At 54.0% G+C, this 13392-nt stretch carries 12 protein-coding genes; 1 reads left to right on the forward strand and 11 read right to left on the reverse strand.

All coding sequences use genetic code 11. The features are described 5' to 3' along the window. Nucleotides 1-17 precede the first annotated feature (17 nt). From DCC85_RS17570 to DCC85_RS17605, 8 genes are all read right to left on the reverse strand, one after another. On the reverse strand, nt 18-308 hold the full coding sequence (locus DCC85_RS17570) for a nucleoside-diphosphate sugar epimerase (RefSeq protein ID WP_108466739.1): 291 nt from the start codon (nt 306-308) through the stop codon (nt 18-20). Between the two features lie 118 nt (nt 309-426). Next, the gene (locus DCC85_RS17575) at nt 427-1740 is read right to left on the reverse strand and encodes a glycosyltransferase family 2 protein (protein ID WP_108466740.1); all 1314 of its coding nucleotides are present in this window, start codon (nt 1738-1740) and stop codon (nt 427-429) included. A gap of 20 nt (nt 1741-1760) precedes the next feature. Further along, on the reverse strand, nt 1761-2666 hold the full coding sequence (locus DCC85_RS17580; protein WP_234414225.1) for a GT-D fold domain-containing protein: 906 nt from the start codon (nt 2664-2666) through the stop codon (nt 1761-1763). A gap of 238 nt (nt 2667-2904) precedes the next feature. Then, a complete protein-coding gene (gene rfbB, locus DCC85_RS17585; protein ID WP_108466741.1) occupies nt 2905-3891 on the reverse strand; it encodes a dTDP-glucose 4,6-dehydratase in 987 nt (328 codons plus the stop codon). Continuing rightward, nucleotides 3888-4619, reverse strand: a complete 732-nt coding sequence (locus DCC85_RS17590; RefSeq protein ID WP_108466742.1) for a sugar phosphate nucleotidyltransferase — start codon at nt 4617-4619, stop codon at nt 3888-3890. Before DCC85_RS17590 ends, rfbB begins: the two co-directional genes overlap by 4 nt. Beyond that, the gene (locus tag DCC85_RS17595; RefSeq protein WP_234414226.1) at nt 4616-5869 is read right to left on the reverse strand and encodes a glycosyltransferase family 2 protein; all 1254 of its coding nucleotides are present in this window, start codon (nt 5867-5869) and stop codon (nt 4616-4618) included. The genes DCC85_RS17590 and DCC85_RS17595 overlap by 4 nt, the downstream gene beginning before the upstream one ends. A gap of 7 nt (nt 5870-5876) precedes the next feature. Continuing rightward, nucleotides 5877-6701 carry a glycosyltransferase family 2 protein gene (locus DCC85_RS17600; protein WP_108466743.1) on the reverse strand — a complete coding sequence of 275 codons (825 nt, stop codon included), beginning with the start codon at nt 6699-6701 and terminating at the stop codon, nt 5877-5879. A 158-nt stretch (nt 6702-6859) separates the two neighbouring features. Further along, complete coding sequence (locus DCC85_RS17605; RefSeq protein ID WP_108466744.1) at nt 6860-8056, reverse strand: glycosyltransferase family 4 protein; 1197 nt, start codon at nt 8054-8056, stop codon at nt 6860-6862. A 205-nt stretch (nt 8057-8261) separates the two neighbouring features. Between DCC85_RS17605 and DCC85_RS17610 the strand changes: the two genes are divergently transcribed. Continuing rightward, a complete protein-coding gene (locus DCC85_RS17610) occupies nt 8262-9353 on the forward strand; it encodes a YheC/YheD family endospore coat-associated protein (RefSeq protein WP_108466745.1) in 1092 nt (363 codons plus the stop codon). A gap of 100 nt (nt 9354-9453) precedes the next feature. On the opposite strand, the gene DCC85_RS17615 is transcribed toward DCC85_RS17610, so the two are convergent. From DCC85_RS17615 to DCC85_RS17625, 3 genes are read right to left on the reverse strand one after another with little or no spacing between them, the layout of a single operon-like run. Beyond that, complete coding sequence (locus DCC85_RS17615; protein ID WP_108466746.1) at nt 9454-10515, reverse strand: glycosyltransferase family 4 protein; 1062 nt, start codon at nt 10513-10515, stop codon at nt 9454-9456. A gap of 58 nt (nt 10516-10573) precedes the next feature. Beyond that, nucleotides 10574-10849, reverse strand: coding sequence for a hypothetical protein (locus DCC85_RS17620; RefSeq protein WP_108466747.1), 276 nt, complete (start codon nt 10847-10849; stop codon nt 10574-10576). Continuing rightward, nucleotides 10846-13386: a glycosyltransferase gene (locus DCC85_RS17625; RefSeq protein WP_108466748.1), complete on the reverse strand. Its 2541-nt coding sequence runs from the start codon at nt 13384-13386 to the stop codon at nt 10846-10848. Before DCC85_RS17625 ends, DCC85_RS17620 begins: the two co-directional genes overlap by 4 nt. Nucleotides 13387-13392: the final 6 nt, after the last annotated feature.

Below are 13392 nucleotides of genomic sequence, written 5' to 3' on the forward strand. Positions count from 1 at the left end.
AAATCCCCTCCGTTCATTTACTCCTCATCCTCTAAGCTTTTAAGCTCTGACATCACATGAGTTAAGTTCTCCGCCATAGCTTCCTGAAGATCAGCAATAACATTCAGGTAAGAAACCAAGCTTTTATTAATCCGTCCGGCGCTCTCCATCATACCGTCAATACCATCGAATTCTGGCTGTTTATCCGGCAGCTCATGAATAATCTGCGCCATGCGTACAGCAATTTGGCGTTCCGCATCAAGCACACGGGCCATTTGTTGATGAGAATGAGCCATGTGCGTGATGATATCGGTTACCTTCTGCTCCACTTCCACTCCTCCTTGCCCATGACCGGAACAGGCACAAACCGCCCGGCATCTTTGCTTCTGCCAGCATATGCCGGAGCGGTTCGTTAGGTGACAGCAATTAAGCCTATCGTCTCCCGCTTTACAAATCCTCAGCTAGAATACGGTTTGGCGCCAGAAGCGGCAGTCCGTGGGAGTAGGCTGTCAGAACCTTGGGGTTTTGGACCTCTTTAGCCTGAAATCCCCAGGCCATGGCAGCCCATGGCGTCACAAATGGACGCAGCTGACCGCCGTACACCTGACAGACCTCCTCCTGTGAAAGAGCGATCACGTCTCCTTCCTGAAGTTCGTCAAGCCCGCTCGCTTCCTGCCTCTCCTTCATGAAGGGCAGCTGCCTCCAGCTCTTCTCTCCTTGAAGAGGCATTTTGCTCAAGTCTCTTTGGGAGACTCGTACAGCCTTGCCGGCTTGCTTCGCCTTCGGCGGAATATCGCTTACCCGGTAGCGCCGCCCGTCCTCCAGCCAATATAGACAGCCGCTGCTGCTCTTGAGCAGCACATGCGTGGGATAAAAATCTTGATAAGGACGCGGCGGACAAGGGCTGTTCAGGTTCACGCCGAGCTTCTGAAGAAGCTTGGCTGGTTCTCCCCACTTCTGCGCAAAATAGCTCCGGTTGTCTTCGTTGATCTGCTGAAATTGTGCAGCAGCCAAGCTCTTCATCGTGACGCTTCCAAAGTGATGTATAAATGCATCGCCAGCGATCATCAACCTTCGTCCCTGAACCCTCACTCGCAATCCCCAATCATCATCCTCAAAATTACCAGTCCGAAAGCCTTCATCCAAATAACCCGTCTGTTCAGCGAATTTCCTGTCCATCAGCAGACAGAAACCCACAAGCCGGTCCGTCTCCCGCCATTTGCCCGGGTCCCCAGCATTATAGGCGGCGGCAAAGGTCCACATGTCCCGAACTTCCCGGTAGGGGACATCGATCTGCTGCTCACCGCCAATATAATTCGTTACCGGCCCGACAGCACCAATATCTGTTCCGCTGTGCAGGCAATGCAGCATATTGTCCAGCCACCTGGGCGTTACTAGAATATCGTTGTTCAGCAGAACCACTGTACTCCCTTTGGCCATCATTAGCCCGGTATTCACTGAAGCGGCGAAGCCGGCATTGCGGGCATGGACCGCAACGCGGATTTTGCGCGAGCTCAGCGCCTGAAGCGTTCCATCTGTGGAGGCATCATCAACCACAATGATCTCATAAGGAAGCCGGGTATGCGCTTCAATGGATTCTAAGCAGCTCAGCACCATCTCCTTCTGATTATAAGTGGGAATTATGATGCTGGTTCCCTCAAAGGGAAAGTAGAAATCCGTCCGTCCGGCCTGTTGCCCTCGTTCATAGCCTGCGCGAAAGCCTGCTTCATAACTTGCCTCACGCTTGGTCGCCTTTGCCACTACGATCACCTCCTTTCCGATTAGAAGGTCAGTTCCCCCGTACCCAGCTTGTCGGCAGCATGGCCGAAATCCAGGGCGATCTTCCCCTTTCGTTCAGCAAGTTCAACGCAGATAAGAACAGCTGCGATTCCTGCCGAGACCAAGGCGATGTCGAAGTCTACCTGTGTTGCACGGTCTAGAATCATCGGTACATCTTTGACCCCCTGCACAGAGGCAATGACCCCAGCAACCTCAATCCCCGCCCCTCTTAGAACCTTCGCCAAAGCCTCGGCTTTATTTCCAATGGCAAGAATTCTTCGGCCTCTGAGCAGCTGGCTCATCAGACCAGCCTCACATAATCCAAAGTTAATTGTGGAGGTGGTAAGCGGCAGCTGCCTGAGGCTCAGGCCAGCATGCTTAAGTAAGGGAAAGAGCAAGCCTTGAAAGGAAGGATGTCGGGATTCCGGAACGCCGATGAGGTGCGCACGGCGCAATGCGTCTAGGAGCGCATCACGAACCGAAGGTGCTGGCAGCTCGACACCGGCATAAGGCAGAAAGGGCCCGCGCTTCACGGCCTCTTCTGTCGGAATGAGCACCTCATGCGCCAAGGTGAGCAGCTCGCCATCCCCTAAACGAATCAGCGATAGGGGTCTGGACTCTGCTACGGCAGTTTGCAGGATGTGAAATACAGACTCAGGGCCGGCAAGCTTCACGAAATGATCTTCAGGCAGCTGCTTAAGCCCGGCGGCGATCAAGCTTTCAGCCGTGCTGCCGGGCAGCAAGGTGTAGCGGGGGAGCAGCTTGCCGACAATCCCCTCTCCCCCTTCAAAGATCCCCTCCCGATAGCCCTCTCGATAGGCGTGCTCCTTCAAGCGCTTGAGCTCGGCTTCAGGGGGAGCCTTCTCAGCAGGACTAGTAGGCTGCCGGAAGGGGATTTCAGACGGCATAGAGGATTCTTCTTCTCTGATCTTAAACCTAGAGAGGCGGGAACGCAGCCTGTTGTGCTGTGCCGAGGCTCGACGCTTAGCCCGGCCCCGCCGATACAGATTCCTCCTGCTTTTAGAAGCTCTCGGCTTAAGCGAGGAGGCCTTCTTGTTTTTTTTACGCTGCGGCATTGCCACCCAGCTCCTTTAAATATGGGAACATTCGAAATTCGCTGTGTTTTCAGCTCGTTTCGTGAGAGTTTTATATAAACCTGTACTTCCCGCTTTCAATACGGTAGAGCCATTCTCCCGCTTGTGAGTACCAGGCTACAGTGCTTGTAAGCCCCTCCTTCAGACCAATCTCCGGCTTCCACCCCAGTTCCGCATAGATCTTAGAGGGGTCGATAGCGTAGCGGCGGTCATGTCCCAAACGGTCAGGCACCTGCTTGATCAGACTATGAGACTTGCCCAGCAAATCCAAGATCATCTCGACCAGGGTGCGGTTGTTCACCTCATGATGGCCCCCAATGTTATAGACCTCTCCCGGCTTTCCGAGCCGGAGAACAAGATCAACCGCACGGCAGTGATCGTGAACATGAAGCCAGTCCCGCACGTTCATACCGTCCCCGTAGAGCGGAATCTCCTCATTTTTCAGAGCACGGGATATGACCGTAGGGATCAGCTTCTCCGGAAACTGCCTCGGGCCATAATTGTTGGAGCATCGCGTAATTACCGCCGGAAAACCATAGGTTTGGAAGAAAGAACGCACCATCAGGTCGGACCCGGCCTTGCTCGCCGAGTAGGGGCTGTTGGGCGCAAGCGGCGAATCCTCTGTGAAGAAGCCTTCAGCTTGAAGGGAGCCATAGACCTCATCTGTCGAAATGTGTACGAACTTTTTGACACCGGCCTGACGGGCAGCTTCCAGCAATTTGAGCGTCCCCAGCACATTGGTGCGGACAAACTGCTCGGGTGCCGAAATGCTGCGGTCTACGTGGGACTCTGCCGCAAAATGTACAACCGCGTCCACTTTTTCGGCGAAAGCCTTCGCTATATCCGTCTCGTTCGTGATATCCCCGCGAATCCAGCGGTAGTGCGGATGATTCTTAAAAGCTGCCGCGTTGTCAGGATTGCCCGCATAAGTGGCAGCATCCAGATTGACAATCCGCAAAGACGGATACTTGTTCAGCATATATTCAATGAAATAACTTCCGATAAAGCCGAGTCCTCCGGTTACCAGCACTGAAATCATGGCTTATCCTCCCTCAGTCGTTCTGCAGCCTCCCTTAAGGATTCGAAGGTTCCTGCGTCAGTCCACCATTTTTCCAGTACGTCATATTCCAATTTCCCGGCCTGTGCATATAAATTGTTGACATCGGTGATCTCCAGCTCTCCTCTGGCTGAAGGTGCGATCGCAGCAATTCGCTCAAATACCTCGTCATCATACATATATATCCCGGTTACACAAAAGTTTGATTTAGGCTGCTCCGGCTTCTCCTCAATACAGCGGATCAGCTGCGGATGAGCCTCATCAAAGACCGGCACTCCATAGCGCCTGGGGTCCTTCACCTGCTTGAGCAGCACACGGGCACTGCCAGGCTTCTGGGCTTCGAACCTTTTGAGGTACGGCGTCAAATCATCCATAAACAAATTATCCCCCAGAAGCACGACAAATCGGCCCGCTTCAGGAATAACCTCTCTCGCAAGCTGAAGCGCTTCGGCGATACCGCCCGCACCCTCCTGAATCTTGTAGGTCAAATTAACGCCATACTCCTTGCCGCTCCCTAGAAAATCCGTATACAACCCAGCAGATTGCTTGCTGATCACGATGAGGATATCCGTAATTCCCGCCTGCCTCAGCGAAGCAATTGCGTAATAGATCATCGGCTGCTTCCCTACCGGAAGCAGATGCTTATTTAACAGCCGGGTCAAGGGAAGCAGCCGGGTGCCTGTACCGCCTGCCAATATAACGCCTTTCACGGCTCTCCTCCTCCTGGGTCCGTCTTCCTCTTTTTGTGATGAACTGATTGCTCTGACCTTAACGACAAATTTCGTTCAGCCGCCAGAACTGCCCTTGAATTCGTCTGCCACAGCAGTCTGCGTCCATGTCTTCTCATCGCTTCCTGCAGCGCTTCTACATGATCTCCGACAATCAGCTTCGCTACCTGGTTGCCCATTCCTGTATTGCTCGGGCGGATTCGGTTGCGCCCTATGACGTCAACACTGCAGGGAGCGCATACTTGCAGCCCCTCCAGAATTGCAATCGCCTGGGCCTTAGGGGGCACCCCTAGGGCCGAACTGCCTACGGTTGCAATCGCCTTCCTGGACAGCGCATGCGGTACAGCTGTCAGTGAATTGGCCTGAAGGTCCGGCCGGCCCAGCGCCTGATTTAAGAAGAGCTTGCATCTTGTCACCTGATCCTGCTGGGGAAAGCTTGGTAGAAACGGAGTGATGTCATTGAGCGCTGCATCTGCGCCTCCGTCTACAGCATATAGGAACGCCGCTAATTCTTCGGCAGGCACCAGCATATCCCCATCCAGAAATAGAACGATATCGCCAGAAGTAAGAGTGGCCCCTATAGCGCGGCCAACATCATGCCCGAGGCGCTCTCGGTAAGACACCATTATCGTGTCCGGTGATTCTGCAGCTCTCTCCAGGCTCCGGTCGGTACAGCCATTCAGAACAACAACCTTCTCACGGACGGGCAGACGGCCCAGCTCATGCAGCAGCTGGCCGATGGTCTCCTCTTCATTGCACACAGTAATGACAACCGAAGCGCTGCCCCGCAGCGGAAGAGGAACGCTTCTTTGCAGCTCTGCCTTTATTCCGGCTGCATCGGCATAGCCCTGGCGATAAGCAAGGCATACCTGAGCAGCATCCGCAAAGGATGGCCTTGGGACCATGTATTGATGAAACCAAGCGTTAAGGCCGCGCTGATAAGCCTCGACAACCCGACGTTTGTCCTCATCGCTCATGGGCTTCTGGACAACCAGCGCCCGGTCCCTGGCTCCATCTGCCGCCCCGGCCTCATAGGCAAGCTGTTGCTGGGCAAGGGTATGCTGTTTTATGGACGGCTGCTTCCTAGCCTGCCTGGTCACATTAGGATGAAGCCGGACTCTGCGCTTCAGCTGTTTCTTCCGGCGAATCCTCCTTGCCAGCCTCCGCCGGAGAGGCTTTCCCCGCTTTACCCTCGCTGTTCGCAGGCCGCGCACAAGCTTCGCTTTCCTCAATGTTCACTCACCTCAATTTATCCCGTAGGCGGTTCAGGTCGGGAAATCCGCCGCGGCTTCCTAAGGAATCGGTCAGTAGCCCCACAGCCTCCAGGTGATCTCCTGCAACGAGCGCCGTTAACGGGTCATCCCCGCTGCCAGGCCTCCGGCGCTTGCGATTCATCCGGCCCACAGCCACCGTGTGAACCGCCTTGATATCGAGGCCAAGCATCACAGCGGCGGCCTGGGCCAGCGGTGGTGTGCCCAGTGCATCAAGGCCGATGGCCCTGGCTGCTCGCCAGCTTAAAGCATGCGGAACCGCTGTAAGGGAGGCACCGCCCAGATCAGGACGGGCTAGCATCACATTCAGCACATGCTTTGCAAGCACAACCGGATGGACAGGCCGCTGTTTGCGCGGTCCCGGATACCCGTTCAGAGCTACATCCACACCGTGGAAGACTGCACTTACATAAGGCCTTAGATCCTCTGCAGGAATGACCATATCTCCATCGGTAAACAGCAGGATATCTCCTTTGGCTGCTTCCGCTCCATAGCGTCTTGGAACATCATGTCCTAAAGGAGCCTCGAATTCCAACACTCTTGCCCCCATCGCCTTGGCCAAAGCCGCTGTAGCATCCGTGCATCCATTAGCTACGACAATAACTTCGGAGCAGGGATGCACGGCGAACGCCTCGGCAACAGCGCCTTGGATCGTCCTGCTTTCGTTCATCGCCGGAATGATAACAGATACGATCGGATGCGGATGATTATGATATCTGGGCTTGGAGGAGGAGGGATTCCTTCTCTTCCGATGCCGATGCGGCCGCCTCCGGAGTCTGCTTCGCTTACGCATCGCTTTCCTCCCACCTTAGGCTAATTTCATAGTGCATGTGTACATCAACAGTTTATGCGTTCTGCCCCAGGTCCGGGAACGGCAAACGTACAGACCTTGAGCCAGGCATCCGCAACAAAAAAGGAGGGCTGAATCATCCTGTTCAGCCCTCCTCCTTGCTATGCATTCAGCCTCTCTTCCCGAGCCGCCTTGACGGCAAGCTCAGGCGAGGTCCCCTTCACGACAATCTGCACCCAACGTTCGGCGGTATGGTTCCATCTGAATCTTGTACGGACCTCCTCCCGTCCGGCAAGCCCCATCTGCCGACGAAGCTCCTCGTTTTGAAGCAACGCTGAAATTGTTGCTCCAAGCTTTGAAGGCAGCTCTTCGGGCGGCAGAAGCAATCCGGTATAACCCTCCTTGATAATCTCCGGAATCCCCCCTACTCGCGTGGCAATCACGGGAACCCCAGCAGCCATCGCTTCTACGTTAACCAGCCCAAAGGCTTCATCGTCCAGAGACGGAACGACGGCAACATCCGCCAGGTTATACCAGTCGCTCACCTGGGGGTACGGCGTGTAAGGGAGAAACACTGCATGATCCGGATAACGTGAGGCCGCCTCCCTTAGGCGCCGCATGTACCCCGTCTCTGCTCCTCCCCCGTAATGGGCACTGCCGACAATAACAAGTAAAGCGTTCCGATCTTGTTGAATGATGCTCGGCAAAGCATCCAGCAGATGATGAACTCCTTTTCTAGGCAGAAGTCTCCCGATGTACAGCACGACTCTTCGATTCTGCCAGCCAAGACTAGCAAGTCTGGCTTTGCGCAGCGCTTCCCCCAGCGGCGTCCAGCGGGGCAGGAAATCCTCGAGGCTGCATCCAAGATGATTGACGAATACCGGAGGGAGCAGCGCGGGGAAGCGGCGATTGAGTTCGCTCTTCAGGTAACTGCTGTTCACCACGATCCCGTCCAGCAGGTTCAGCGTATGCTCGGCACGGGCCGAAGATAAATTGCCCGGACGAATAAAAGAGGTAGAGTGCAGAGTGAGCAGCACCCGGGTTTGGGGCATCTTGCGCTTTAGCCGGCAGGCTAGCAATGGACGGTTATGAACATCTACCGTGTCTGGCCGCCAGACGCGCAAATGTCTAAGGATGGACGGCAAATAGGATTCGCCGCCAGGTACACGGTAACAGGGTACAGACCCCAACCAGCTCTTGGGCGGAAATCCCTCCCCGATTCTGCCAAATACGCGGATATCCAGCCTTCCGGCGGAGAGCGGTGCCATCTTCTCGACAACCCGCTCCACCGAGCTGCTCCATCCCGAAGGGATCATGAAAGACCCCGGGGTAATCACGGCCACTTTTTGAGGGCTCATGCTCTTTCACTCCTTTAAACAGCCCTGATCCTGTATAGAACAAATATACGAGAAAAGCCCCCACATGGTGATTCACACTCCCCCTATTTTCAGAGGAATAACGCGAAAATAAGGCAACTGGAAGGCCACAGCCGTCCATACCCGATAGGGACAGACTTCATATACTAAAAATAAAGTCGGCCCAGGGAAAGAAGGAGGGACACCCATGCATCAGAACATGATTGGCATCCTCTTAAGTGCAAAGATGCACCGGGGAATCCCCCAGGGCAGAACAGCCTGGGAATCCCTATCATTCTATGAAAAATCAGCGCGTAAATACGGGCTGATCCCCTGTTATCTCCAGTTAAAAGATATAGATTTAGAATCGGGCACCTGTCTCGCATACATGCCTAGCGGAACAGAGTATCAGCTTGTAAGGCTAAAAATCCCTCTCGTTATTCATAATCGGGCAATCTATAAAGATCCTGCCGCCATTCAGAAGCTTCAGCGTTTGCTAGCACGGGGAGTTATCGTCTTCAACTCAAATAACCGGTACGGCAAGCAAGAAATATATAACCTGTTAAGCAAGGACCCTGAGCTTGCCTCCTGCCTTCCCATGTCGCACCCAGCAAATTCAGCTTCCATGCAGATGATGATGCATCGGTATAAAGATCTCATTCTCAAGCCGGATCGCGGATCTGTCGGGCGAGGGATTTACCGGCTTCAGAAGGCCCAGTACGGCTGGAAGCTGGTCTATCCTGAAGGCAGGAAGCGCTCCTATTGGAAGGAGCAGCCCTTGAGGCAGGGAGCTCTGCCCGGCTGGCTGATCCGCCGCTTCAGCAAGACACCGTACCTGGTGCAGCAGCGGCTGGATTTAGCCGAAGTGGATGGACGACCGTTCGATCTCCGCGTCACCGTGCAGCGTGGACTGCATGGAAGCTGGGGAATTACGGGGATGTTCGCCAAGTTGTCCGCGCCTGGCAGATTTCTCTCCAACATTGCTCAAGGAGGAACTCCTTATCCTGCCGAGCTTCTTATCAAGCAGGCCCTTCCCTCTACAGCTGCAGTCGATGCCTTGGAGCGCACAAGATCGCTGGCCCTCGCGGCAGCGTCTAGACTGTCCCATGAGCTCCCTATCCTGGCCGATCTTGGCATCGATATCGGCATTACTCAAGACGGGCAGGCCTATATTATTGAATGCAACGGACGAGATCAGAGATATGGCTTCCGCCAAGCGGGAATGACCGAGGCTTGGGAAGCTTCATATGACCAGCCTATGTCTTATGCGGCCTACTTGCTACAGCTAATAAGAGAATAATACCGCTAATGAGCCCCTTACCTATCATTCGGTACTGCTTGTTTAGTACCGGATTAGGTAAGGGGTCTTTCATTCAAAAAGGCAGTCTGCCAAAATCCCCTCAGATCGCCTTCAGCATTTGTATAAAATGATGGCAATACACGTCCAGATTAAATCCTTCTCTCACATGTGCCTGCGCTCGTCCCCTAATCCTGGACCTGAGCTTGGCATTTTGCATCAGCTCCCGCGCTTCACGTACCGCCTGAACCATATCACCCTGCACATAATTTTTTCCTGTAACATTATGAATAATGGTCGAAGCGGTGCCATCGGAATTCGTAGCCAATACTGGGCATCTGCAGCTCATAGCCTCCAAAACAGATAACGGAGCCCCCTCAACCTTCGAGGTCGAGCATAAAAATCCCCCGGAATCCCCTACCAGTGAATAGAAGGCTCTCATATCATGATTGGGCACATTCGCCAGCAGCTTCAGCCGCTGCTCCAAGCCAAGCCGCTTAGTGAGCTCTACGAATTTCTCTCTTTCAGAAGCTATAGAGAGATTGCTGTCCTCGAACATCCAAAGTTCCAGCTGAGGGTAATCGTAGGTGAGTGAATGACCCAGATAGAGAAACTCCCGCCAGTTCTTATTATCCTCAAGCCGTCCGATCCAGGCGATGGCTGGAGCCGCTGGCGGGTCGGTCTTCTGATACGTGAAGGACGCGGTATCTATACAATTATTGAAATGAAATTGAGGGATGGCAGCGAACAGCTCTTTGAACAATGCTGCGATATACGGCGTGTTCGGATTCAGCAGGGCGGAAGCATGGGCAAGAATGGCCGGTCGCCCAAGCGTCAGCTGTTCTCTGGCCACTTCCTTGGAACTGTATCCCTGGATTTCCAGCACCAGCTTGCCTGTAAAACCAAGCCTCCGAAACCGTTCAAAGCTGAGATAGTCCGAAGTAACAACAATGACATCATATGCTCGCTCCTGCAGCAGCTCCTGAATCTCATGATCCTCACAGGTTACATAGAGCGGAAAGCCGGAAGCATTCTGCAATCCAGCCCCCCATTCATAATAAAGACAGTCCGCTTCAATCCCATAATGCCGCAAAGCTCTGCACCGGGAGCGGTTCAGCGTCTCCATCCCCCCGCTTGGCACGTAAAATACAAACAATACCTTCACCCTAACGACCTCCTGTCTTACATGATCTGGCCAAAAACCTTAGACTAAGGGTTCACCTTTAGGTTTCAAGCTGCCGCTTGAGCAGCGCCAAATCAGGAATTGTATAGGTACTCGGCAGCCTGGAGGCAATCTGGGCCCATAGGGGATCCTCCGCAGACCAGGCGCTGGGGGTCATTGCCCTCAGCTCCATGAGATGCTGCTCGGCTTCGCCTGTAAGGTCCAAGGTTTGGATGAACGAGGGGTCGGGAAACTGCAGCGTATCCGGAAGAAGACTGCTCAAGGCCTGCCAAACTGCGACATCTTCTTCGGATTGTAAGCCATTAGCTATCCTCATAGCCGTCCCCCCTTATCAAGTGCCTCTTCATAAACCTCCATCGTCCGCTCAAGAAGACTTTCCAGCGACCACTGCTGCTCAGCCCATGCGAAGGCCCGCCTAGCAAGGTCTTCCCGAAGCGCTGAATCCTTCATGATACGCACCAGCTGCTCGGCCAGTTGTTCTTCACTTCCCGCCTTGAACAGCAGTCCGGTCTGCTCATGCTGAATCATCTCCGGCAATCCCCCTGCATCCGATGCCACAATCGGTGTTCCAGCCAGCTGGGCTTCCATCACGGAGAAAGGAAGGTTATCTTGCAGCGAAGGCAGCACCATGACATCGGATCGTTTCAAAATAGCAGGCACATCCTTCCGGTCGCCCAGCAGCGTGATCCGGTCTGTCAGCTTAAGGCTCTGTATAAGCAGTTCAAGCTCACCGCGCAGCTCGCCGTCTCCTAGCAGGCAGCAATGCCACTGCGGATCATTCGCAAGGAGGTGCAGCGCGCCTATAAGCGTCCGATGTCCCTTAACAGGAACCAGCCGCGCTGGACAGCTAATCAGGAAGCTTCCCTTGGTTGGGATCGGCTCGGAGAGTGGCTGCTGCGTCTTTTCTAAAAATGCTACGGTATCCATGCCGTAAGGAATGACGTGGAGGGCCGCATTCGGAACCGCAAATTGAGCCATCTCCTTAGCCAACCAGTCTGTAGGGACAATGGTCCGGTCTGCGGAGATACATCCGTAATACTCTTCATCCGCAACGTACTTCCAAGCCAGGGATTCCTTCGTTTCGATACTGCCGGAGAAAAGATGTTCCTTGGCCAGAAGCCCATGGATCGTGGCAACAAGGGCGGTAGACTTGGGCCTGACTCGGGAAAGGGCTCTGGTGGAGATAATGTCCTGCGTATGGATCAGGTCATATTGCTCCAGATCAAACAAGGTCGCGGCAAGCTCAAAGCAGTAGCGCTCTATGTCGCGGTACCGAATCCATGGATCCACATGGGCCAAATACTGCTGATAGAACCGCATTACTTTGTCATAGACTGTATGTTTGACCTTCCACTTATTGATGATCTTGTCGCCATTCACGAGATAATAATGAGCCATGTCAGGATGATGGGCCAGCACATCCACGTGATGCCCCTGCCGTTCCAGCTCCTGCTTAAGCAGCCAGACATAAGCATCCACACCGCCAACATGGGGCAGGTACCAATAAGTAGCCAGCAAAATCCGCTTCGGAGTCAGCCTTCCTGGGCGCGAAGAATCTGTTCGAACGGGTTCAGAAGAAGCAGGGACATCACCTGATGATTCTGTCTCCTCGGTGTTCACAGGCTGAGAAGCCAGCCCCGGAGAGCTGCCGGTCATGAAATACACGCAGCCCGACATCCAATGAGCCGTATTCAGACCGGAAACAGCGCCAACTGCAATAGCCTTCTCCCCTGCCGCATCCATACGGGCAAGCGTGTGCCCGAATACTTCCGCTTCCTGGCCGTTGAACTCGTGAACCAGCTTCCCGTCCATATCCAGTAAATAAACAGCACCCGATGTGGAACCAGCCAATAAACGGCGCTGATTGTTATCCGGGCCCGGATAAGGTGTTAAGGAAAGGCCCAGCTCCTGTCTAGCAAACCAGCCTTCCTTGCTCATAATCAACTTGTTCTTAGCAATAGAGAATATCTTGATCCAGCCGCCGCGGACTGCGGTTCCACTCGCTTTAGGACTGCCGATAATCAAATCCGCCGCGCCGTCTCCATCCATATCTTCCGCAGTGACAACCGTTCCGAACTCGTCATAAGGATGCCTTCCGTAAGCCTCATAGAGCAGCCCCGTATCTCTGCGGTGAACCAGAACCCGGCCAATGCGGCTGAGTCCTTCAGCAGTGTAACGGGGTGCTCCGATAATCAGCTCTTCATGGCCATCTCCGTCTACATCTCCTGCAGCCAGCGCAAAGCCAAGGCCCTCGTCTCCTTTACCACTAAATTGTTCCAGAATTCCTCTATGCGCTCCCGAGAAGATCGTAATCCGGCCACCCAAATAGCGGCCGTCCGGGTCCGTATCATGGGAGTACGCAGCTACATCAAGGACCCCGTCCTGATCCCAATCGAGTATAGTCATATTCTTACCCAGCCTGCTGTAATCTTCATTGCCTGCCCATTTATGCAGCAAACGGCCTGTCTTTCCGGAAAATACTGAAATCTCCCCGGATTCAATCCAGCGACCATTACTGGCACCCGGGGAACCAACCAGAATTTCCTGAACCCCGTCCCCATCCAAATCGGCTAGAGCAAGAGACGTTCCAAACCCCTCTCCGTATCGTCTTCCATTTAGTGTAAAAAGCAGCTGCAGGTCATGAGAATATACATATACCCTGCCGCAATAATAGTGCGGAATAGGGTTAACACCATGCTCATCCTCAATGAATGTTGCCGTGCTTGCGGCGATGACCCATTCCTTCTGCCCGTCACCGTTGACATCACCGACAGCAATCCGGTGGCCAAAACGGTCATTCTCCCGTTCACCCTCAAGCCGCTTCCACAGATAGAAGGGCAGCTGATTGCTCAAATGCAT

The organism is Paenibacillus sp. CAA11 (assembly GCF_003060825.1).
GTDB lineage: Bacteria > Bacillota > Bacilli > Paenibacillales > Paenibacillaceae > Fontibacillus.

Coding starts and splice junctions, on each gene's coding strand:
- DCC85_RS17580 (WP_234414225.1), bottom strand. CDS start 2,666: ATGCCGTCTGAAATCCCCTTCCGGCAGCCTACTAGTCCTGCTGAGAAG.
- rfbB (WP_108466741.1), bottom strand. CDS start 3,891: ATGATTTCAGTGCTGGTAACCGGAGGACTCGGCTTTATCGGAAGTTAT.
- DCC85_RS17600 (WP_108466743.1), bottom strand. CDS start 6,701: ATGCGTAAGCGAAGCAGACTCCGGAGGCGGCCGCATCGGCATCGGAAG.
- DCC85_RS17605 (WP_108466744.1), bottom strand. CDS start 8,056: ATGAGCCCTCAAAAAGTGGCCGTGATTACCCCGGGGTCTTTCATGATC.
- DCC85_RS17610 (WP_108466745.1), top strand. CDS start 8,262: ATGCATCAGAACATGATTGGCATCCTCTTAAGTGCAAAGATGCACCGG.
- DCC85_RS17620 (WP_108466747.1), bottom strand. CDS start 10,849: ATGAGGATAGCTAATGGCTTACAATCCGAAGAAGATGTCGCAGTTTGG.